Origin of the sequence: Jatrophihabitans cynanchi, from assembly GCF_027247405.1 — a bacterium.
In the GTDB taxonomy this organism is placed as follows: Bacteria; Actinomycetota; Actinomycetes; order Mycobacteriales; family Jatrophihabitantaceae; genus Jatrophihabitans_B; species Jatrophihabitans_B cynanchi.
The window spans coordinates 155,728-174,898 of record NZ_CP097463.1; the positions used below are offsets into that span (position 1 = coordinate 155,728).

Annotated in this window: 21 protein-coding genes; 16 read left to right on the forward strand and 5 right to left on the reverse strand. The window is 71.2% G+C overall.

The window, feature by feature from the left end; all coding sequences use genetic code 11:
• The first annotated feature begins 14 nt into the window (after positions 1 to 14).
• Positions 15 to 881 (forward strand): GNAT family N-acetyltransferase, encoded by an 867-nt coding sequence (locus M6B22_RS00720; protein ID WP_269443847.1) that lies wholly within the window; start codon positions 15 to 17, stop codon positions 879 to 881.
• 31 nt (positions 882 to 912) lie between these two features.
• Here the strand turns inward: M6B22_RS00720 and M6B22_RS00725 are convergent, their stop codons facing one another.
• Positions 913 to 2,007 (reverse strand): ATP-dependent DNA ligase, encoded by a 1,095-nt coding sequence (locus M6B22_RS00725; protein WP_269443848.1) that lies wholly within the window; start codon positions 2,005 to 2,007, stop codon positions 913 to 915.
• Between the two features lie 116 nt (positions 2,008 to 2,123).
• Between M6B22_RS00725 and M6B22_RS00730 the strand changes: the two genes are divergently transcribed.
• Genes M6B22_RS00730 through M6B22_RS00745 form a run of 4 tightly spaced genes read left to right on the forward strand, consistent with a single transcriptional unit; the run spans position 2,124 to position 6,623 of the window.
• Positions 2,124 to 3,746: an alpha/beta hydrolase gene (locus M6B22_RS00730; protein WP_269443849.1), complete on the forward strand. Its 1,623-nt coding sequence runs from the start codon at positions 2,124 to 2,126 to the stop codon at positions 3,744 to 3,746.
• Complete coding sequence (locus tag M6B22_RS00735; RefSeq protein WP_269443850.1) at positions 3,734 to 4,435, forward strand: alpha/beta hydrolase; 702 nt, start codon at positions 3,734 to 3,736, stop codon at positions 4,433 to 4,435. The genes M6B22_RS00730 and M6B22_RS00735 overlap by 13 nt, the downstream gene beginning before the upstream one ends.
• A 52-nt stretch (positions 4,436 to 4,487) precedes the next feature.
• Positions 4,488 to 5,756 (forward strand): SAM-dependent methyltransferase, encoded by a 1,269-nt coding sequence (locus M6B22_RS00740; protein ID WP_269443851.1) that lies wholly within the window; start codon positions 4,488 to 4,490, stop codon positions 5,754 to 5,756.
• Between the two features lie 30 nt (positions 5,757 to 5,786).
• Entirely contained in the window at positions 5,787 to 6,623 is an 837-nt protein-coding gene (locus M6B22_RS00745; protein WP_269443852.1) for a DMT family transporter, read from the forward strand.
• Positions 6,624 to 6,651: 28 nt separating this feature from the next.
• Here the strand turns inward: M6B22_RS00745 and M6B22_RS00750 are convergent, their stop codons facing one another.
• The 3 genes from M6B22_RS00750 to M6B22_RS00760 form a co-directional block, all read right to left on the reverse strand.
• Entirely contained in the window at positions 6,652 to 6,789 is a 138-nt protein-coding gene (locus M6B22_RS00750; RefSeq protein ID WP_269443853.1) for a hypothetical protein, read from the reverse strand.
• Positions 6,790 to 6,917: 128 nt separating this feature from the next.
• Positions 6,918 to 7,169 carry a hypothetical protein gene (locus M6B22_RS00755; protein WP_269443854.1) on the reverse strand — a complete coding sequence of 84 codons (252 nt, stop codon included), beginning with the start codon at positions 7,167 to 7,169 and terminating at the stop codon, positions 6,918 to 6,920.
• Between the two features lie 91 nt (positions 7,170 to 7,260).
• Positions 7,261 to 8,676, reverse strand: a complete 1,416-nt coding sequence (locus tag M6B22_RS00760) for an MFS transporter (RefSeq protein ID WP_269443855.1) — start codon at positions 8,674 to 8,676, stop codon at positions 7,261 to 7,263.
• Positions 8,677 to 8,809: 133 nt separating this feature from the next.
• Between M6B22_RS00760 and M6B22_RS00765 the strand changes: the two genes are divergently transcribed.
• Entirely contained in the window at positions 8,810 to 9,823 is a 1,014-nt protein-coding gene (locus M6B22_RS00765) for an RNA polymerase subunit sigma-70 (protein ID WP_269443856.1), read from the forward strand.
• 118 nt (positions 9,824 to 9,941) lie between these two features.
• Here the strand turns inward: M6B22_RS00765 and M6B22_RS00770 are convergent, their stop codons facing one another.
• A complete protein-coding gene (locus tag M6B22_RS00770; protein WP_407935610.1) occupies positions 9,942 to 10,934 on the reverse strand; it encodes an aldo/keto reductase in 993 nt (330 codons plus the stop codon).
• Between the two features lie 107 nt (positions 10,935 to 11,041).
• Here M6B22_RS00770 and M6B22_RS00775 point away from each other — a divergent pair, with 107 nt between their 5' ends.
• From M6B22_RS00775 to M6B22_RS00820, 10 genes are all read left to right on the forward strand, one after another.
• The gene (locus tag M6B22_RS00775; protein WP_269443858.1) at positions 11,042 to 11,887 is read left to right on the forward strand and encodes an MmyB family transcriptional regulator; all 846 of its coding nucleotides are present in this window, start codon (positions 11,042 to 11,044) and stop codon (positions 11,885 to 11,887) included.
• A 68-nt stretch (positions 11,888 to 11,955) separates the two neighbouring features.
• On the forward strand, positions 11,956 to 12,579 hold the full coding sequence (locus M6B22_RS00780; protein WP_407935611.1) for a class I SAM-dependent methyltransferase: 624 nt from the start codon (positions 11,956 to 11,958) through the stop codon (positions 12,577 to 12,579).
• A gap of 118 nt (positions 12,580 to 12,697) precedes the next feature.
• Positions 12,698 to 13,561 (forward strand): aldo/keto reductase, encoded by an 864-nt coding sequence (locus M6B22_RS00785; protein ID WP_269443860.1) that lies wholly within the window; start codon positions 12,698 to 12,700, stop codon positions 13,559 to 13,561.
• 65 nt (positions 13,562 to 13,626) lie between these two features.
• Positions 13,627 to 14,850 (forward strand): D-arabinono-1,4-lactone oxidase, encoded by a 1,224-nt coding sequence (locus M6B22_RS00790; RefSeq protein ID WP_269443861.1) that lies wholly within the window; start codon positions 13,627 to 13,629, stop codon positions 14,848 to 14,850.
• A gap of 51 nt (positions 14,851 to 14,901) precedes the next feature.
• Positions 14,902 to 15,492, forward strand: coding sequence for a sugar O-acetyltransferase (locus M6B22_RS00795; protein ID WP_269443862.1), 591 nt, complete (start codon positions 14,902 to 14,904; stop codon positions 15,490 to 15,492).
• Between the two features lie 30 nt (positions 15,493 to 15,522).
• Positions 15,523 to 15,861: an ArsR/SmtB family transcription factor gene (locus M6B22_RS00800; protein WP_269443863.1), complete on the forward strand. Its 339-nt coding sequence runs from the start codon at positions 15,523 to 15,525 to the stop codon at positions 15,859 to 15,861.
• Between the two features lie 15 nt (positions 15,862 to 15,876).
• A complete protein-coding gene (locus M6B22_RS00805; RefSeq protein ID WP_269443864.1) occupies positions 15,877 to 16,533 on the forward strand; it encodes an SRPBCC domain-containing protein in 657 nt (218 codons plus the stop codon).
• Between the two features lie 28 nt (positions 16,534 to 16,561).
• On the forward strand, positions 16,562 to 17,215 hold the full coding sequence (locus tag M6B22_RS00810) for a DNA alkylation repair protein (RefSeq protein ID WP_407935612.1): 654 nt from the start codon (positions 16,562 to 16,564) through the stop codon (positions 17,213 to 17,215).
• Between the two features lie 89 nt (positions 17,216 to 17,304).
• Positions 17,305 to 18,180 (forward strand): arylamine N-acetyltransferase family protein, encoded by an 876-nt coding sequence (locus M6B22_RS00815; protein WP_269443866.1) that lies wholly within the window; start codon positions 17,305 to 17,307, stop codon positions 18,178 to 18,180.
• An 85-nt stretch (positions 18,181 to 18,265) separates the two neighbouring features.
• Positions 18,266 to 19,126 (forward strand): class I SAM-dependent methyltransferase, encoded by an 861-nt coding sequence (locus tag M6B22_RS00820; RefSeq protein ID WP_269443867.1) that lies wholly within the window; start codon positions 18,266 to 18,268, stop codon positions 19,124 to 19,126.
• Positions 19,127 to 19,171: the final 45 nt, after the last annotated feature.

Consider the following 19,171-nt stretch of genomic DNA (forward strand, 5'->3'; position numbering starts at 1 on the left):
GTTTGATCAAGCACGTGGCGATCGAGCTGAGCAGGCCGGGCGCCGACCGGCTCGGCGGCATCGTGGGCGCCCTGCGCGACTGGCAGCAGGACACCTCGCCGATGCAGGTGCATCCGGGCGACCTGGGCTGGTACTGGCGGTTCGGCGTGGCGCCGATGGCGGCGGCGCTTCGGACCTGGAGCCGCGACGGGGAGCTCCTCGCCATCGGTTTCCTGGACGGGCCCGGGGTGTTGCGGATGACCGTCGCCCCCCACCTGTGGCACGACGACGCGCTCGCCCGCCAGGTGGTCGCGGACGTGTCCGAACCAGAACGTGGCGTCCTTGCGGCAGGAGAGGCGTCAGTGGAGGCGCCGGACGGCACCCGGGTGCAGGAGCTGCTGGCCGAGGCCGGTTGGGAGGCCGGCGAGCCGTGGACTCCGCTGCGCCGCGACCTGACGGGACCGGCGGACCAAGCGGCGTTGCGCATCGACGTCGTCGCGCCCGGGCACGAGGCCGAGTTCATCGCCGTCCACCGGTCGGCGTGGGGCAGTTCGCGGTTCACCGCCGAGCTGTGGCGGGCGATGTCGACCGGGCTGCCGTACACCGACGCGCGGTGCCTGCTGGGTCACGACGATCACGGCGTCGCAGTAGCGGGGGTGACCGTGTGGTCCGCCGGTGCCGGCAAGCCCGGGTTGCTCGAACCGATGGGCGTCCACGCCGACCATCGCGGTCGCGGCTACGGCGCGGCGATCTGCGTTGCCGCCGCGGCCGAACTCAAGAGCATGGGTTCGTCGAGCGCGATGGTGTGCACGCCCAGCGCCAACACCGCCGCCGTCGCCACCTACCGCTCGGCCGGGTACCAGCCGATGCCAGAGCGGCTGGACCGAACCCGGCGAGCCTGACCGGCAGCCCGATCGGCAGCCCGATCACGCCTCAGCGGGCCGGACCACGCCCGAGGCCGGCAACGATGTCGTCGAGGGCGAACGTGAGCGGCTGCTCGAGCTGCTCGTAGGTGCACGACTCGGGTGTGCGGTCCTCGCGCCAGCGGACGAAGTGGGCGAGGTGCCGGAACCGGGTGCCCTCCATGTGCTCGTACTTGACCTCGAGCACCCGCTCGGGACGCAGCGGTACGAACGAGAGGTCCTTCGTCGCGTTCCAGCGGCTGACGTTGCCCGGCAGCCGCTGGCCCTGGTGTGCCTCGGCGCTGGCCCACTCCTGCCACGGGTGCGGCTCGCCCTCGCCGAGCAACAGCGGTGCGAGTTCGTCGACGAGTTCGGCGCGGCGCTTGGCGGTGAACGCGCCGACGACTCCGACGTGCTGCAGCTTCTGCTCGTCGTTGTACAGCCCGAGCAACAGCGATCCGACCAGCGGCGTCGCCTCGGTCGAGGTCTTGTGCCAGCGCAGGCCGGCGAGCACGCAGTCGGCCGTGCGAACGTGCTTGATCTTGAACATCACCCGCTTGTCCTGCTGGTAGGTGCCGCTCAGCGGCTTGGCGATCACACCGTCCAGGTGCGCGCCCTCGAGCTCGACGAACCAGCGCTCGGCCAGCTCGAGGTCGGTGGTCGTCGGCGTGAGATGGATCGGCGCGTTCACGCCGGACAGCGCGCCCTCGAGCGCGGCGCGCCGCTCGGTGAACGGGCGGCCCGTGTAGTCGTCGTCGCCGAGGGCGAGCAGATCGAAGGCGATGAAGGACGCCGGCGTCTGCTCAGCCAGCAACGTCACGCGCGAGACGGCGGGGTGGATGCGCTGCTGCAGCGCCTCGAAGTCCAGGCCGGAGTCGTCGGCGATGACGATCTCGCCGTCGAGCACGCAGCGCTCGGGCAGTTCGGCCCTGACCGCCTCGACCAGTTCCGGGAAGTAGCGCGTCATCGGCCGTTCGTTGCGGCTGCCGAACTCGACCTCGTCGCCGTCCCGGAAGCAGATGCACCGGAAGCCGTCCCACTTCGGCTCGTACGACGCTCCGGGCGGGATCGTCGGCACCGACTTGGCGAGCATCGGCGCGACCGGCGGCATCACGGGCAGCTTCATCGGCTCATTGTCACGTATCCGCGCCGGACGGGCGCGCCGTCCTCGAGCCGCCGGCCGCGACCCGGCTGCGACTCTGGCGCGGCTGCAACTCCGCTGCGGCCGGTAATCTCGATCAGGTGTCCCCCGCTGCCGTAGTGCGTCGTCTTGGCGCAGCGGTCTGCGGGGCCGCGCTGCTCGCCGGCTGCTCGCAGACCGTGGCCGGCCACGGCACCGTTTCCGCGCTGCCGTCGGCCGGCGCGCCGAAGGCGAGCACCACGGCCACGACGCCCGCAACCCCGACCGGCAGCCCGGCCGCGCCGGGCACCTCCGGACCGGAACAGCTGCCGATCACCTTCGCGGGCTGTGGCTCGCTGTTCGACTCGTCCGCGGTTCCGGTGCCGGACGCGCTGCAGGGCAAGATCACCTTCGGCTGCGGCACCATCAAGGTGCCGCTGGACTACGCCGATCCGGGTGGCCAGCAGCTCTCCATCGAACTGGTCAAGGTCCACGACACCGACAACGGCACGCCGCTCGGGTCGCTGCTGGTCAACCCGGGCGGTCCGGGCGGTTCGGGCTTCGAACTCGCCCTGGGACTCACCGGCCAGCTGTCCCCGTCGCTGCTCGCCCGCTTCGACCTGGTCGGCTTCGATCCGCGCGGGGTCGGCCTGTCCAGCCCGGTGCGCTGCCTGAGCGACGCGCAGAAGGACCGCATCAACGCAGCCTCCCCGGACGTGCTCACCACGGCCGGCTTCGCCGCCGCGAAGGACCTCGCCAAGCAGACCGCCGAGGCGTGCAGCACCAAGTACGGCCCGGCCTTGGCGCAGTACAACACTGTGAACACGGCGCGGGACATGGACCAGATCCGCAAGGCCGTGGGCGAGGAGAAGATGAACTACCTCGGCTTCTCGTACGGCACCGAACTCGGCTCGATCTACGCCCACCTGTTCCCGGACCGCATCCGGGTCGCCGTCCTCGACGGTGCGGTCGACCCGCTCACGACCGGCATCGCGTCGTGGGCCGCACAGCTGGCCGGGTTCGAATCGGCGTTCGACCAGTTCGCCGCCGACTGCCTCAAGCGCAGCCCGTGCAAGACGCTCGGCAACCCGCGCGATGTCGTGTACGCCATCGCTCGGACGGCGGCCGCGCACCCGCTCAGCACCAGCGACGCCGGCGAGACGCGGCAGGTCACCCGCTCGCTCGTGCTGACCGGTGTCCTCGAGGCGCTGTACGCCCGGTCCGAATGGCCGACGCTCGGCGCAGCGCTGCTTGCCGCCCGCACCGGCGACGGCTCCGGACTGCTCAAGCTCGCCGACAGCTACAACCAGCGGTACGGCGGCCGGTACAGCAACATCATGGAGGCCAACACCGCGATCTCGTGCAACGACGAGAAACCCGGCCCGACCGACGAGGCGATCAGGACGACCGCCAGGGCATGGGCCAAGACCTACCCGATGTTCGGCACCTGGTCGGCGATCTCGCTGTTCGGCTGCCAGCAGTGGCAGCCGCAGCGCACCCCGGTGCCGCTGCCGACGGCCGCCACACCGGTCAAGGTGCTGGTGATCGGCAACCTGCACGACCCGGCGACGCCGTACCAGGGCGCTGTCGACCTGGCCAAGACCATGGGCAACGCCGAACTGCTCAGCTGGGACGGCGAGGGGCACACGTCATACCTGCAGGGCAGCAGCTGCGTCGACAACTACGTGAACGCCTACCTGCTGCGGCAGAAGCTGCCACCACCGGACACCACATGCCCGCGCTGACCGACCCGGCGCTGACGGTCGACCTGCCGGACGGGGCGGTCCACGCGGTTGCGCTGGTGCTGCACGGCGGCCGCGAGAGCAGCCACGAGCCGACCCGTTCGCTGCAGTTGGCAGTGCTGCGCATGCGGCCGTTCGCGAGCGCGCTCGCCGGCACGTCCGGGCTCGCCGTCGCCCGGCTCCGCTACCGGGCGCGCGGCTGGAACGGCGATCTGCGCTCACCTGTCGCCGACACGCGGTGGGCCCTCGCCGAACTGCGCAGCCGGTGCGGTGCGGCACCGGTCGCCCTCCTCGGGCATTCGATGGGCGGGCGCACCGCCCTGTACGTGGCCGACGACCCGAACGTGCGCGCCGTCGCCGCCCTGGCGCCGTGGATCGAGCGCTCCGACCCGGTAGCGCCGGTCGCCGGGCGGCGGCTGTTGCTGGTGCACGGCGACCGGGACCGGATCACCAGCCCGAAACGCTCCGCCGCGTTCGCCCGCGCGGCCGTCGGGGTGGCCGAATCGGTCGGCTACCTCACCGTCCACGGCGAGCGGCATGCGATGCTTCGCCGCGCCCGGCTGTGGCACCGCGTCGCCGCGGGCTTCGTCCGCTGCGCAGTGCTGGACGACGCGCCCGAGCGCGCCGGCGACGAGCTGGTGGCAAACCTCGTCGCCAAGGCACTTGCCGGGGACACCGATTTGCAAGTGTGATGTGCAGTAGTGGGCGCCGATTGATCCGTCCCGATCCATCCAGGGAGCGTGCATGACACTCGTCGAGTCCGACCGGCCCGCGTCGCAGCGCGGGATCGATCCGGTGCGGTGGCCGGACGTCGCGGTCGTACCCAACCGGCCGGTCCGGGCCGCGGTCGCCACCCGCATCTTCCGGCGCACCGTGGAGCGGCTCCCACTGCGCGTCGTCGAGGCGGGCGGACGGCGGTACGGCGGCGGCAGTGCGTCCGACCCGCTGCTGCAGCTGCGCCGGCCCAGCTCGTTCTTCCACCGCCTCGGCGCCGCCGGGACGATCGGGTTCGGCGAGGCCTACATGGCCGGCGACTGGACGACGGATGACCTGACCGGTGTCGTGGCCGCCTTCGCGTCGCACATGCGCGAGCTCGTCCCGGCAGTGTTCCAGCGGCTGCGTCACGCGGTGCTGCACCGCCAGCCGGACGCCGACGACAACACGGTCGAGGGCGCGCGCGCCAACGTCCGCCGGCACTACGACCTGTCCAACGACCTGTTCAAGACGTTCCTGGACGAGACACTGACCTACTCCTCCGCGGTGTTCGACGGCGAGCCCGCGCACAGCCCCGAACTGCTCGCCGACGCGCAGCGCCGCAAGATCGACCGGCTGCTCGACGCCGCGAACGTGCGCGAGGGAACCCGGCTGCTCGAGGTCGGCACCGGATGGGGCGAGTTGTCGATCCGCGCCGCCCAGCGCGGCGCTCAGGTCACCACCCTCACGATCTCGATCGAACAGGCCGATCTGGCCCGCGAGCGGATCGAGGCGGCCGGGCTGAGCGAGCGCGTCGACGTCCAGTTGCGCGACTACCGGATGGTGCACGGCGAGTTCGACGCGATCGTCAGTGTCGAGATGATCGAGGCGGTGGGCGCGAACCACTGGAGCGAGTACTTCGGCACGCTGGACCGGGCGTTGCGCCCCGGCGGGCGGGTCGGCCTGCAGGCGATCTTGCAGGACGACGCCATCGTGCGCGCCACGCAGGACACCTACACCTGGATCCGCAAGTACATCTTCCCCGGCGGGCAACTCGCCTCGGCCGAGGCGATCAACAGCACGCTGCGCTCGCACACCCGGCTGCACGTCATCGACCGGTACAGCTTCGGACGGCACTACGCCGAGACGCTGCGGCGCTGGCGGGACCGCTTCGAGGAGCAGGCCGGCAAGGTGGCCTCGCTCGGCTTCGACGACACGTTCCGGCGCATGTGGTCGCTGTACCTGGCCTACTCGGAAGCCGGCTTTCGCACCGGTTATCTGGACGTAGCGCAGTTCACCCTCGCCAAGCCGGCCGGATAAACGCTGACCCCGCTGCCGATACGGTGAGGCGTGTTCGTCGTCGCCTTCGGCCTGCTCGCGGCCGTCAGTTACGGCGTCGGGGACTTCGTCGGCGCCTTCGCCTCGCGACGGCAGAGCGCGGTGACGGTGCTGCTGCACAGCTATCCGGTCGGCGCCGTGCTGATGTTGCTCATGTTGCCGTTCTTCCCGGGCAGCGTCGACGGCCGGGTGATCGGGTTCGGGATCGCGGGCGGCCTCGCCGGCCTGGTCGGCGTGGTGATCATGTACGCGCTGATGGTCATCGCGCCGATGAACGTGATCTCACCGGTGACCGCGGTGCTGGCCGCGATCGTCCCGGTGCTGTTCGGCGTCGCCGTCGGTGAGCGCCCGCGCCCGAGCGCCTGGTTCGGCATCCTGCTCGGCGTGACCGCCGTGTTGCTGGTGAGCCGCACGACCGAGGACCACCCGCACGGCAAGATCGCCTTCCGGATCCTGGCGTTCGCGACCCTCGCGGGGCTCGGCTTCGGCTTTTACTTCATCTTCCTGGCGCGCGCCGGCGACGACTCCGGGCTGTGGCCACTGGTCATCTCGCGGATCGCGTCCGCGCTGGCGATCATCCCGCTGGCGGCGCAGCAGGGCGCGATGCGGCGGGTGCCGAACCGGCTGCTCGGCTACGTCGTGCTGGCCGGCTGCTGCGACGCGCTGGCGAACATGTTCTTCCTGCTCGCCAGCCGGCACGGGCTGCTCTCGCTCGCCAGCGTGCTGACCTCGCTGTACCCCGCGGTCACCGTCATGCTCGCGGTCGGCCTGCTGCACGAGCACACCAGCAAGGTGCAGCGGGCCGGCCTGGCCCTGGCCGCCGCGTCGATCGTGCTGATCACGGTGTAGCCGTCCCCGCGACGCCGCGGACGCCGGATCAGTCGGTGCGCTGGCAGCGGGCCGCGTCCTCGGCGGAGCGGTGATCGAGTGAGCAGGTGCCGTGCCAGAACGGCAGGCCGCGGCGCCGGACCCGCAGTACTCGCAGCGCGCGCTTGGCGGTCATCGTGATGGCCATTGGTGTGTCCCCCCGGATCGCTTACCTCACGCTCACTTTACCTTCCCAGGAAGCAATTGTCATCCCCGGGCTCGGCGCGCCCCCCGCGCTGCCCGCCGAGCGTCACGCCCGGCGGGCAGCTGAGGCGGCTACTTGCGCTTGGCGTTCGGGTAGCCGAGCCACTCCAGGCAGTCGTCGTAGCCGGGCTTGCCCTTCGCGCCGCTGGTCTCCAGATGCTTCTTGGCCTTCGCCGTGTCGCTGTCGTTGTTGTGGTCGAAGTTCAGCCGATCCTTGCCGATCTGCAGGTGCGTGTTGTCGCTGACGATGTGGATGTGAATCCCCTTGGGATTACCGACGAACGTGCCTTTCTGACCTGCTGCCTTGGCGCTCTTGATGGGCATTGCGACTCCCTCTGCGTGCGAACGGACGGTCCCCGCCAACGCCATGCTAGGGAGGACGACCGACGCTGTATAGATCGTTAACCGACACCGATCAGGGCTGCCGCGTTCGGCGCAGACCGAGGGCCAGCAGCGCGCCGGCGACCGACAGACCTGCCGCGACGGCCAGCGCGGGACGGTAGCCCGCGGTCGCCGCGTCCGCGCCGAGCAGGCTGCCGTTCGCGTCGAAGACGATCGTCGTGATCGCCACGCCCACCGTCGCGCCGAGCAACTGACTCATGGTCAGCACGCCGGAGGCCTTGCCCAGCCAGGCCGGCGGGACGCTGTTGAGGCCGGTTGCCGGGATGCACGGCAGCGTGATCGAGATCCCGACGCCGGCGATCACGAACGGCGCGACGAACGCGCCGTAGCCGCCGTGTGTGCCGGCCAGGTGGATGATCCACACGAACCCGGCGGCCTGCATGAGCAGGCCGGGCACGACCAGTCGCCGTGCACCGACGCGGTCATGGACGGCGCCCGCGATCGGCGCGACGAGCAGCGGTGTCGCCGTCCACGGCAGGAAGCGCAGGCCGGTCGCGAGTGGACCGTCGCCGCGACCGAACTGGAAGTACTCGCTGGTCAGGAAGGCCGCCGAGAAGATCGAGGCTCCGGTGGCCAACTGGGTCAGCGCGGCGATCGCGAAGCGCCCGGACCGGAACAGCCCGAGCGGGATCATCGGCGCCGCGGCTCCCGCCTGGCGCCGGACGAAGGCCGCCAGCAGCGCGGCGGCCGCCGCGAACGCGAGCAGCACCGGTGCGCTGGTCCAGCCGTCCTGCGGGCCGTCCACCAGCGCCCACACCAGTACCCCCACGCCCAGCGTCACGCTGACCAGCCCGGGCAGGTCGAGCGGCGCACGGGGTCCGAAGCTCTCCCGCACCCGCAGCCGCGCGCCCAGGAACACCAGCAGCCCGACCGGAACGTTCACCCAGAAGATCCAGTGCCAGCTGAGGCCCTGGGTGACGCCGCCACCGACGAGCGGCCCCGCGGCCACGCCGAGCCCGGCCACACCACCCCAGATGCCGACCACCGCACTGCGCTTCTCCGCGGGGAAGGCAGAGCTGAGCAGGGTGAGCCCGGTCGGCATGACCGCCGCGGCGCCGAGGCCTTGCACGCTGCGGAACGCGATCAGGGTCGCGGTGTTCGGCGCCAGCGCGCACAGTGCGGACGCTACCGCGAACAGGACCAGGCCGCCGAGGAACACGCGGCGCCTGCCCAGCCGGTCGCCCAGCGCGGCCGCGGTGAGGATGCCCGCGGCGTAGGTGGTGTTGTAGGCGCTCACCGTCCATTGCAGGGTGGCCAGGCTGCCGCCGAACTGGCGGTGGATGGACGGCAGCGCGGTGACCACCACGAGCGCGTCCAGCGTCACCATGAAATACGCCAGCGAGATGAGCAGCACGGTCAGCGCCGGCATCGCGCCGGCTTGCTCGTCCTGCTCCACGGGTGCCCGGGCGGGCAACTGAAGCTGGGTCATCGTCACTCCTTCGCAGATTCGTGTGCGTAGGTGTGGACCCCGGGGCGCCGGAAAAGTCGTCAGCGCCGCGGCGACGAATTCGGCGCTCGTGCGGTGTCAGTACCGGCAGGGACTATCTCGATGGAGGTGTGAGGTGAGCGCGGAACTGCTCGAACGGGCCCGTGCCGGTGACCGTGCTGCGTTCGCGGCACTGGTCGATCCGCATCGCGGCGAGTTGCAGGCGCACTGCTACCGGATGCTCGGCTCGGTGCAGGACGCCGAGGACGCGGTGCAGGAGACGTTGTTGTCGGCCTGGCTCGGCCTGGCCGGCTTCGAGGGGCGGTCCTCGGTGCGGACCTGGTTGTACCGGGTGGCGACGAACCGGTGCCTCAACCTGGTGCGCGCGGCCACCCGTCGTCCGGTCGCCGCCACCCCGCTGCCGATGACGGCACCGGAACCCAGCCGGCACGGCGAGGTCTTCTGGCTTCAGCCGTACCCGGACGTCCTGCTGGACCAGCTGGGCGACGAGCTGCCCGGCCCCGAGGCGCAGTACGAGTCACGGGAGGCGATCTCCCTGGCCTTCGTGACCGCGCTGCAGACACTCGCACCCAAACCGCGGGCGGTGCTGCTACTGCGCGACGTGCTCGGCTACCCCGCCGCCGAGGCCGCGGACCTGCTCGGCATCACCGAGGACGCGGTGAACAGTGCCCTGCGGCGTGCCCGCGCGGCGCTGGACGCGGCCCGCACGGCCGGCGGCGCGACCGACGCCGCGCCGCCACCCGCACCCGGCTCGCCGCAGGAGCGCGAGCTGACCGAGCGCTTCGTCGCGGCCTTCACCGAACTCGACATCGACGCCATCGTCGACATGATGTCCGAGGACAGCTGGCTGAAGATGCCGCCGCTGCCGTTCGAGTACCACGGACCCGAGGCCGCCCGGCGGTTCCTCACTGCGGTGCACGCGCACCGGACCGGCATCGACGCGATGGTGCCGGTCCGGGCCAACGAGCAGCCCGCCTGGGGGATGTACGTCAGCGACCCGACGAGCGAGGTGCTGCGTCTGACGGGCTTGGTCGTGCTCGGCCTGGCCGGCGACCGGATCTGCGAGATCACCCGGTTCGAGGCAGCGGTCGGGGCGCACTTCGGCCTGCCCCGCACCCTGCCCCGCTGAGCCGCCCGCCGGTCGTGCCTTCGACTCAGTCGTCCCGTCCCGGGTGGGTGGTGCTGGCCAGGTGGCCCGGCTGCCGAACCGCTAGTTCCGCAGCGGCTCGGCAGCGCGGGACAGCTGTTCAGTCGCGACGTTCGCTGTCCAGACCGGACATCAGCGCCTGCGGGTAGCGGGCGCCGGCCGCGGCACCCGCGGGCAGGGCGCGATCGATGTCGGCGAGGTCCTCGGCCGTGAGCGTGACCGCGAGCGCCTCGACCGCCGGGCGGATCCGCGACACGGTGCGCATCCCGACCAGCGGCACGATGTCGCTGCCCTGCGCCGCGACCCAGGCGATCGCGAGCTGGGCCACGGTGATGCCGTGCCGGGCGGCGACCGGTCCCAGGCCAGCGACGAGCGCGAGGTTGCGGTCCAGGTTGTCGCCCTGGAAGCGGGGCCAGCTCGCGCGGTGGTCCCCCGGCTCGTACTGCTGCCTGGGCGCGCCGATCAACCCGCGCGACAGCACGCCGTATGCGGTGATGCCGATGCCGAGCTCGCGGCAGGTGTCCAGGACGCCGTCCTCGATGCCGCGGCTGAGCAGCGAGTACTCGATCTGCACATCGCTGATCGGGTGCACGGCGGCCGCGCGCCGGATCGTCTGCGAGCCGACCTCGGACAGCCCGATGTGCCGCACCCGGCCACGTTCGACCTGGGTGGCGATCGCTGCGATGGTGTCCTCGATCGGGACGTCCGGGTCGAGGCGTCCGGGGCGGTACACGTCGATGTGCTCGACACCGAGCCGATTCAGCGAGTAGGCCAGGAAGTTGCCCACGGCGGCGGGCCGTGCGTCGAAGCCGACGAACCCGCCGTCGGGGTCGCGCAGCCCGCCGAACTTCACGCTGAGCTGGTAGTCCTCCCGGTTGCGGCCGCGCAGCGCCGTGGCGAGCAGCTGTTCGTTGTGCCCTGAGCCGTAGAAGTCGCCGGTGTCCAGCAGGGTGATGCCGGTGTCCAGGGCCGCTCGGACGGTACGGATGCTCTCCTCGTCGTCGGACCGGCCATAGGTACCGGACATGCCCATGCAGCCGAGTCCGAGGACGCTGACGGTGGGGCCGGTCTTGCCGAGGGTGGTGGTGGGAATCGTCATGCGTCCACGGTGGCGCGCGCGAACGCCGCGCGGCAGGCACGCCGGCTCCCAGGGATCGCCGATCCCTGGCTACCGCGTGGGGGCGTGGCACTGTGGAGGGCATGGACCGCGCCGGACTCGCCGACCTGCTGCGCCGCCGTCGCGAGCGGCTCGACCCGGCCGACGTCGGCCTGCCGGCCGGCAGGCGCCGGCGCACGCCCGGCCTGCGGCGCGACGAGGTGGCCGCACTCGCGGCGATCTCGACCGACTACTACACCCGCCTCGAGCAGCGGCGCGGACCGCACCCGTCCCCCGCGGTGCTCGCCGCCCTTGCACGCGCGCTGCGCCTCACCGAGGACGAGCGTGACCACCTGTTCCACCTGGCCGGCCAGCCTGCCCCGCCGAGGTACAGCACCGGCTCGCACGTGAGTCCGGGCGTGTTGTACCTGCTCGACCGGCTCGTCGACACCCCGGCGTTCGTGGTCGACGACCTGGGCACCGCCGTGGTGCAGAACCGGATGTCCCAGCTGGTCTCCGGTGATCATTCCGCCCGCACCGGACGCGACCGCAACCACACCTGGCGCTGGTTCACCGACCCCGAGGCCCGCTCGCGAACTCCGGAGCAGGACTGGGCATCGCATTCGCGCACCCACGCGGCGGACCTGCGTGCGACGGTCGGTCGCCGCGGACAGGACGCCGACGTGCAGGCGCTGCTCGCGGACCTGCTCGCGGCCAGCCCGGAGTTCGCGGCACTGTGGGCCGAGCACCAGGTCGCCGTGCGGCGCTCGGACGCCAAACGCATGATCCATCCCGAGGTGGGCCTGCTCGACCTGCTCTGTGAGCACCTCACCAGCGCCGTCGACGCGTCCACCCTGGTCGTGTTGCACCCTCGCCCGGGGACGGACTGCCGCGAGAAGCTCGACCTGCTGTCGGTGATCGGCACGCAGGAACTACGCCCGGTCACCTGACGCCATCCGGTCGGCAATCGCCCTGCTTTAGGGTCAGGGCGACACCGGACGATCGAGAGGTGGACGACGTGGGCTGGTACGGCACGCATGTCCTGCCCCACATCGTCGACAAGGCCTGCGGTATCCAGGGCAACCGCCGCAACCGCGAGCGGGTCTGCGCAGGCCTTTCCGGCGATGTCGTCGAGATCGGGTTCGGCTCGGGTAACAATGTCGGCCTCTACCCGGGCGCGGTGCGCCGGGTCGTCGCGGTCGAGCCGTCCGACGTGGCGTGGAAACTGGCCCGCAGCCGGGTCGCCACGAGCAGCGTCCCGATCGAGCGCGTCGGGCTGGACGCGCAACGTCTGCCCTTGGCCGACGACACGTTCGACGCTGCGGTGTCGACCTGGACGCTGTGCACGATCCCGGATGCGGTGGCCGCGCTGCGGGAACTGCACCGGGTGCTCAAGCCGGGCGGGCGGCTGCACTTCATCGAGCACGGCCTGGCGCCGGACCCGGCGGTGCAGCGTTGGCAGCACCGCCTCAACGGGATCCAGCGACGGCTGGCCGGTGGCTGCAACCTGAACCGGCCGATCGCCGACCTGCTGAGCTGCGGCGGTTTCACGATCGCCCGGATGGAGGAGTTCTACGACAAGGGCGCTCCGAAGTTCCTCGCCGCCGAATCGCTCGGGACCGCCATCGCCGACCAGCACTGATGCGCGCGCGGGTCGGACCGGCCGCGGAATAATGGGGATGCACGCGCGGCTGGGACGAACGGTGCCGGTCGGGGTACCCCCTATGAAGAGCCACTCCCCCGTCGAAGGAAGTTTTGCGATGACCACCGCCACCACTGCCGGCCGGTCCGGGACGTTCGATCTCGGCGACACCACTGTCACGCGCCTCGGCTACGGCACCAAGCAGCTGACCGGTCCGGGCGTGTGGGGCGACCCGAAGGACCCCGACGAGGCGGTGCGGGTGATCCGACGCGCGTACGAACTCGGCGTCACCTTCTACGACACCGCCGACTCGTACGGTCCGGCCGTCGCCGAGCAACTGCTCAAGACGGCGCTGCACCCGTACCCGGCCGACGTCGTGATCGCCACCAAGGCCGGCCTCACCCGGCAAGGCCCGGGCAAGTGGACGCCGGTCGCGCGGCCGGCCTACCTGCGGCAACAGTGCGAGATGAGCCTGCGGCACCTCGGCCTCGAGCAGATCCCGCTCTACCAGCTGCACCGCATCGACGCGCACGTCCCGCTCGCAGACCAGCTCGGTGAGCTGCACGCGCTGCAGAGCGAGGGCAAGATCCGGCACATCGGCCTGTCCGAGGTGACGGTCGACCAGCTCGTCGAGGCGCAGCAGTACGCCACCATCGTCTCGGTCCAGAACCTGTTCAACCTGACGGACCGCAGCGCCGAGCCGCTGCTCGATCACTGCACCGAGCACGGCATCGGGTTCATCCCGTGGTTCCCGCTCGCGACCGGCAAGCTCGCCGAGCGCGGCGGCCCGCTGGCCGACATCGCGCAACGGCTCGACGCCTCCCCGTCCCAGGTGGCGCTCGCCTGGCTGCTGCGCCGCTCGCCCGTGATGCTGCCGATCCCCGGCACGTCCAGCGTCGCGCATCTGGAGGACAACGTCGCCGCCGCCGGCCTCGAGCTGTCCGACAGCGACCTGCAGGCCCTGGACGACCTGTCGGCCTGACCACCGACCAGGTCCCTCGCGGGCCGGACCGAATGCCTCGGCGGCCGGTACGGGATGATCGCGGCATGGTGCTGCGGAACTGGGCCGGAAACGTCACCTACTCGGCGGACCGGCTGCACGAGCCGCGCACCGTCGAGGAGCTGCAGGAGATCGTGGCGCGCAGTCCGCGGCTGCGCGCCCTGGGTACCGGCCACTCGTTCAACCGGATCGCCGACTCGGACGAGCTCGTCACGGTGCGCGGCCTGCCCGCTACCACCGACATCCGGGCCGACCGTGTCGTGGCCCCGGGGGGCGCGCGGTACACCGAACTGGCCGCGGCGCTGTATGCGCGCGGGCTCGCGTTGCACAACCTCGGGTCGCTCCCGCACATCTCACTCGCCGGCGCCTGCGCGACCGGTACGCACGGCTCCGGAGACCACAACGGTTCCCTGCCGACAGCCGTCACCGCCGTGGAGTTCGTGCGCGCCGACGGCGAACTCATCACGATCGACGAGGCAGATCCCGACTTCGGCGGTTCGGTGCTCGCGCTCGGCGCGCTCGGCGTGGTCACTCGGATGACACTGGCCGTCGAACCGGCATACCAGATCGCGCAGGACGTCTGGGTCGACGCGCCGCTGCGCACCGTGCTCGAGCACTACGACGAGATCACGGCATCCGGTTACAGCGTCAGCATGTTCAGTTCCGGCGCGCCGGATCGCATCGACCAGATCTGGATCAAGCGGCGCGGTGCGCAGGCGACCGACGGAACGCCGTGGGGTGCGCGCCCGGCCGAGCACGCGATGCACCCGATCCGGCACATGGATGTGCGAGCGGCCACCGAACAGGGCGGGCTACCCGGCCCGTGGCACGAGCGGCTGCCGCACTTCCGCGCGAGCTTCACGCCGAGCGTCGGCGACGAACAGCAGAGCGAGTACCTGATCCCCCGGGTCCACGCTCCCGCCGCGATCGCCGCCGTGCACCGCTTCGACCTCGGCGAGCTGCTGCAGGTTGCCGAGTTCCGCACCGTCGCCGCCGACGAGCTGTGGCTCAGTCCCGCGCACGGGCGGGCGACGGCGGCGCTGCACTTCACCTGGCGCAACGACCCGGACGCGATCGCGGTAGCCGTTACCGCACTGGAGAAGGCACTCGCGCCGTTCGACCCGCGGCCGCACTGGGGCAAGGTGTTCGCGATGAGCCCCGACCAGGTGCAGCGCCACTATCCGCGACTCGCCGAATTCCGGGCGCTGATGGCGCGGCACGACCCGAACCGCAAGTTCGGCAACCCGTTCCTCGAGCGGTACGTGTACTGAGGTCTGCGTGTACTGAGGTCTGCCTCGGCGCGCTGTGCGAGCATCGACGCCGTGCTGACCGAGCGACGCATCCCGACGCGCACACCCGAGTGGCGCGCGATCCATGACCGCATCCAGGTCGCGATGGACCTGACCTCGCGCCTGAACGCGCTGCGTTTCAGCGACACCGACTCGCGCGATGCTCTGTTGAGCGAGCTACTGGGCAAGCCGCTGCCCGCGACGGCTCTCGTGCACCCGCCGTTCTACAGCACCTACGGCCTCGGCATCGACCTCGGCGAGCGGACCTTCGTGGGGCAGGCCTGCTCGTTCCTGGACCTGGGCGGGATCACCATCGGCGACCGGGTGATGATCTCGCCGAAGGTCACCCTCGTCACGGAAGGACATCCCGTCGAGCCCGCCGAGCGGTACGACTTCATCACCGTGGCGCCCATCGTCATCGAAGCGAACGTGTGGATCGGAGCCGCCGCCACAGTGCTCCCCGGCGTGAGGATCGGACACGACGCGGTGATCGGCGCAGGCACCGTCGTGGCCAAGGACGTTCCCCCGCTGACGGTCGTCACGGGAAACGGATACGTCGAGCGCAGGCGCCTGGCGCCTGGCGTAGCAGCCCCGCGCCAACCCGATCAGTCTTATCGCGCTTGACTTATATCGGGTCTCACTTATATTTGTCGGATGCACGCGTTCGACGTCCTCGGTGACCCCGTCCGGCGGCGGATTCTCGAGCTGCTCGCCGCGAGCGAGAAGTCGGCCGGCGACCTGGTCCAGGCGATCGGCGACGAATTCGGGATCAGCCAGCCGGCGGTGTCCCAGCACCTGAAGGTGCTCCGGGACGCGGGGTTCGCGGTGGTGCAGCCGGACGGAGCGCGCCGGGTGTACGCGCTGGACCCGGCACCCCTGCGCAGCGTCGACGAATGGCTCGACCCGTTCCGGCAGTTCTGGGCGCCACGGTTGGACGCGCTCGCGACCGAGATCGCCCGAGGCAAGAGATCACGACGACACACGACCCACTGACGAGGAGCAACAGCCATGCCGCAGACCCCCGACGACGTCATCGCCGCACAGCCCGCGCAGGTACGGCGCGGCCTGACGATCGACCGCGAGGGCAACACACAGCGCACCGTCCAATCGATCAGCCAGTCCTACCCGACCACGATCGAAGATCTCTGGCAGGCGTGCACAGCGGCAGAGCGGCTCGGCCGCTGGTTCGCGCCGGTGAACGGAGACCTGCGCCTGGGCGGGCACTACCAGGTCGAGGGCAACGCCTCCGGCACAGTTGTCGCCTGCGACCCGCCGCGATCGTTCGCGGTGACCTGGGAGCTCGGTGGCGACTCCAGTCAGCTGACGGTTCGCCTGACGTCGGAGCAGGACGGGTCACGGCTCACCATCGAGCACGAGCACACCGGCGAGGCGGACTCGCCGTTCTGGGCGCAGTTCGGGCCGGGGGCGACCGGGGTGGGGTGGGACCTCGCGCTGCTCGGCCTGTGCCTGCACCTGCGCACCGGTGAGGACCGCCCGGACGATCCCGAGGCCTTCGTCCGAACCGCGCCCGCCCAACAGTTCGTCCGCGCCGCGAGCGAGCACTGGGCCGAGGCGTCCATCCGTGCCGGAACCCCGCGAGATGACGCTTCCGCGGCCGCGCGGCGCACCACCGCGTTCTACCTCGGCGAGCAGGCGGAAGCCTGACGTGACCGAAACCGCGGTGGCGGAGGTGATGGCCGAACTGGCCGCACTCGAGGATCGCAAGATCCGTCTGGCGAACCAACGGCACGGCGACGACCACGGGGTGAATCTCGGCAGGCTGCGGGACCTCGCGAAGCGTCTGAAGACGCAGCATGAGCTCGCCCGCCGGCTCTGGACCACCGGCGACAGCGCGGCGCGGTTGCTGGCGATCCTGATCTGCCGACCGAAGGCCTTCGAGCGCGGAGAACTGGACGCGATGCTCCGGGCAGCGCGCAGCCCCAAGGTGCAGGACTGGCTCGTCAACTACGTGGTGAACAAGAGCCCGCACGCCGAACAACTGCGCGTGGCGTGGTCCGCCGATCCCGACCCGGCGGTCGCGAGTGCCGGGTGGGCGCTGACCACCGAGAGGGTGATCAGGAATCCGGACGGCCTCGACCTCGCCGCCCTTCTGGAGGCCATCGAGGCGAACATGAAGGCTGCCCCGCCGCGCCTTCAGTGGGCGATGAACGAGTGTCTCGGGCAGATCGGCATCGAACACGCTGAACATCGCGACCGCGTGATCGACATCGGCGAGCGCCTGGGCGTGCTCAAGGACTACCCCACGCCCCCCGGTTGCACCTCACCGTTCGTGCCGATCTGGGTCGGCGAGATGGTGCGCAGGCAGGCGGCCCGCGCTGGAGGGTGACGCTGGCGGGTGAGGCAGGTTGGCGCACGAGTCCCGCACGGCTACCGTGCTCACAGGTGTGTGCCGTAGTCGTCCGAAGGGCAGCGCGCATGTTCGAGTCTGCGGACGAACTCGAGCCGTCGGTTCGCGCTGCCTACCTGCAGCGCCTCGGAGTCCAGGCCCGCCCGCCGTCCGTCGACGACCTGTTCTCGCTCGTCCGGCGACACGCCGAGCGGGTGCCGTACGAGACGTTGTGGATCGCTGCGGGCGAGCGGTGGACGATCGATCCGGCTCAGGCGGCACGGCGGATCGCTTTCGCCGGTCGGGGCGGGTACTGCTACCACCTCAACGGCGCGCTCGGCCTGCTGCTGCGCTCGCTCGGCTATGCGGTGCGCGGACACGTCGGGGGTGTGCACGGAGCCGTGGCGACCCCGGACGAGCGGGGCAACCATCTCGTGCTGACCGTGGCCGAACTCCCCACCGATGCCAACCCCGCTGGGCACTGGTACGTGGACACCGGTCTCGGCGATGCTCTGCACGAGCCGCTGCCGCTGATGCCCGGGGCCTACGTGCAGCACCCGTTCCGGCTGACCCTCGAGCTGCTGGCCGACCGAACGTGGCAGCTGACTCACGACCCCGCCGGCGGATTCGGCAGCATGACCTGGACGACCACCCCGGCAGTACCCGCCGACTTCGTCGCCAAGCACGAGTGGCTGTCGACCTCGCCCGAATCCGGATTCGTGCAGGTGCCGATGGCCGAACGGCGTGACGCGACCGGTGTGGACGTCATCCGCGGTCTGGTGCTCGCGCGCATCGGCGGGGACGCGTTCACCGCCGAGCCGATCACGCGGCAGGCGGACTGGTTCGACGCGCTCGCGGACGTCTTCGACCTGCGCTTCGACGCGGCGCCGCCCGAGACGCGCCGTCGGCTGTGGGACGCCGTCCTGGACTCGCACCGCGCCTGGGAGGCACGCCAGCGGTCGTAATGCCTTGCCGTCAGCAGTTGCAGCATGGCGATCCGGAGTAGCTTCGTTGTCCTTGGCGGCAGCAACCCCCGGGGGGGGTAGGGCGATGGGCGACGACGACATCCGGGACGCCCAGCGGGCGGCGTGGGCCGGGCTGTCCGCCGGCTGGGACAAGTGGGACGCGCTGATCGGCGATCAGTTGCGTCCGGTGGGCACCGCGATCATCGAGCGTCTCGCCATCGCCGACGATCAGCACCATCTCGACGTCGCCGCGGGCACGGGCGAGCCGGGTCTGAGTATCGCCAAGCTGGCGCCGCGGGGACGTGTCGTGCTCGCCGACCTCGTCCCGCAGATGCTGGACGTAGCCGCTCGGCGAGCCAGGACGGAGGGGCTGACCAACGTCGAGACGGTGGTGTGCAGCGCGGACGAGCTGCCGTTCGACGACAACACGTTCGACAGCGTCTCGATGCGCTTCGGGTACATGTTCCTGCCCGACCTGGCCGCGGCGACGGCCGAGTTCGTGCGCGCGTTGCGGCCGGGCGGACGGCTCTGCTCGTCGGTATGGGTCAAGCCCGAAGCGAACCCGTGGACCTCGATCGCGCTGCAGGCCATCGCGACCGAGGTGACCCCGGCGCCGCCTAACCCGGACCGGCCCGGCATGTACCGCTGCGCCGCACCGGGACTGGTGAGCGCGTTGCACGAGCGGGCGGGGCTGCGCGAGATTGCCGAGTGGGACGTCGGCATCGAGCTCGTGACGCGATCGGCCGAGGAGTACTGGGCGGTGATCAGCGAGCACGTCTCGCTCGCCGTGGCGGCGCTGAGGCAGGTGGACGTAGCCGCACGCGAGCGGATCCGGGCGCAGGCGATCGCCGAGGTGAGCGCGTTCGAGGAGGACGGCGCGATACGGGTGCCCGGACTGGCCCGCTGCATAGTCGGGACGAAGCCAGAAGCCCGAAGCACGCCGTAACCGGAAGTCGCCGGGCCGGTGCGCCTGAGCATCGCCGCCCGCGCG

Bases quoted from the DNA above. Each gene is read 5' to 3' on its own strand.
- M6B22_RS00790 (WP_269443861.1), top strand. From the start codon at position 13,627: ATGGTGCTGCGGAACTGGGCCGGAAACGTCACCTACTCGGCGGACCGG.
- M6B22_RS00785 (WP_269443860.1), top strand. From the start codon at position 12,698: ATGACCACCGCCACCACTGCCGGCCGGTCCGGGACGTTCGATCTCGGC.
- M6B22_RS00735 (WP_269443850.1), top strand. From the start codon at position 3,734: ATGCCCGCGCTGACCGACCCGGCGCTGACGGTCGACCTGCCGGACGGG.
- M6B22_RS00800 (WP_269443863.1), top strand. From the start codon at position 15,523: ATGCACGCGTTCGACGTCCTCGGTGACCCCGTCCGGCGGCGGATTCTC.
- M6B22_RS00725 (WP_269443848.1), bottom strand. From the start codon at position 2,007: ATGAAGCTGCCCGTGATGCCGCCGGTCGCGCCGATGCTCGCCAAGTCG.
- M6B22_RS00740 (WP_269443851.1), top strand. From the start codon at position 4,488: ATGACACTCGTCGAGTCCGACCGGCCCGCGTCGCAGCGCGGGATCGAT.
- M6B22_RS00805 (WP_269443864.1), top strand. From the start codon at position 15,877: ATGCCGCAGACCCCCGACGACGTCATCGCCGCACAGCCCGCGCAGGTA.
- M6B22_RS00760 (WP_269443855.1), bottom strand. From the start codon at position 8,676: ATGACCCAGCTTCAGTTGCCCGCCCGGGCACCCGTGGAGCAGGACGAG.
- M6B22_RS00755 (WP_269443854.1), bottom strand. From the start codon at position 7,169: ATGCCCATCAAGAGCGCCAAGGCAGCAGGTCAGAAAGGCACGTTCGTC.
- M6B22_RS00750 (WP_269443853.1), bottom strand. From the start codon at position 6,789: ATGGCCATCACGATGACCGCCAAGCGCGCGCTGCGAGTACTGCGGGTC.
- M6B22_RS00815 (WP_269443866.1), top strand. From the start codon at position 17,305: ATGTTCGAGTCTGCGGACGAACTCGAGCCGTCGGTTCGCGCTGCCTAC.
- M6B22_RS00775 (WP_269443858.1), top strand. From the start codon at position 11,042: ATGGACCGCGCCGGACTCGCCGACCTGCTGCGCCGCCGTCGCGAGCGG.
- M6B22_RS00820 (WP_269443867.1), top strand. From the start codon at position 18,266: ATGGGCGACGACGACATCCGGGACGCCCAGCGGGCGGCGTGGGCCGGG.
- M6B22_RS00810 (WP_407935612.1), top strand. From the start codon at position 16,562: ATGGCCGAACTGGCCGCACTCGAGGATCGCAAGATCCGTCTGGCGAAC.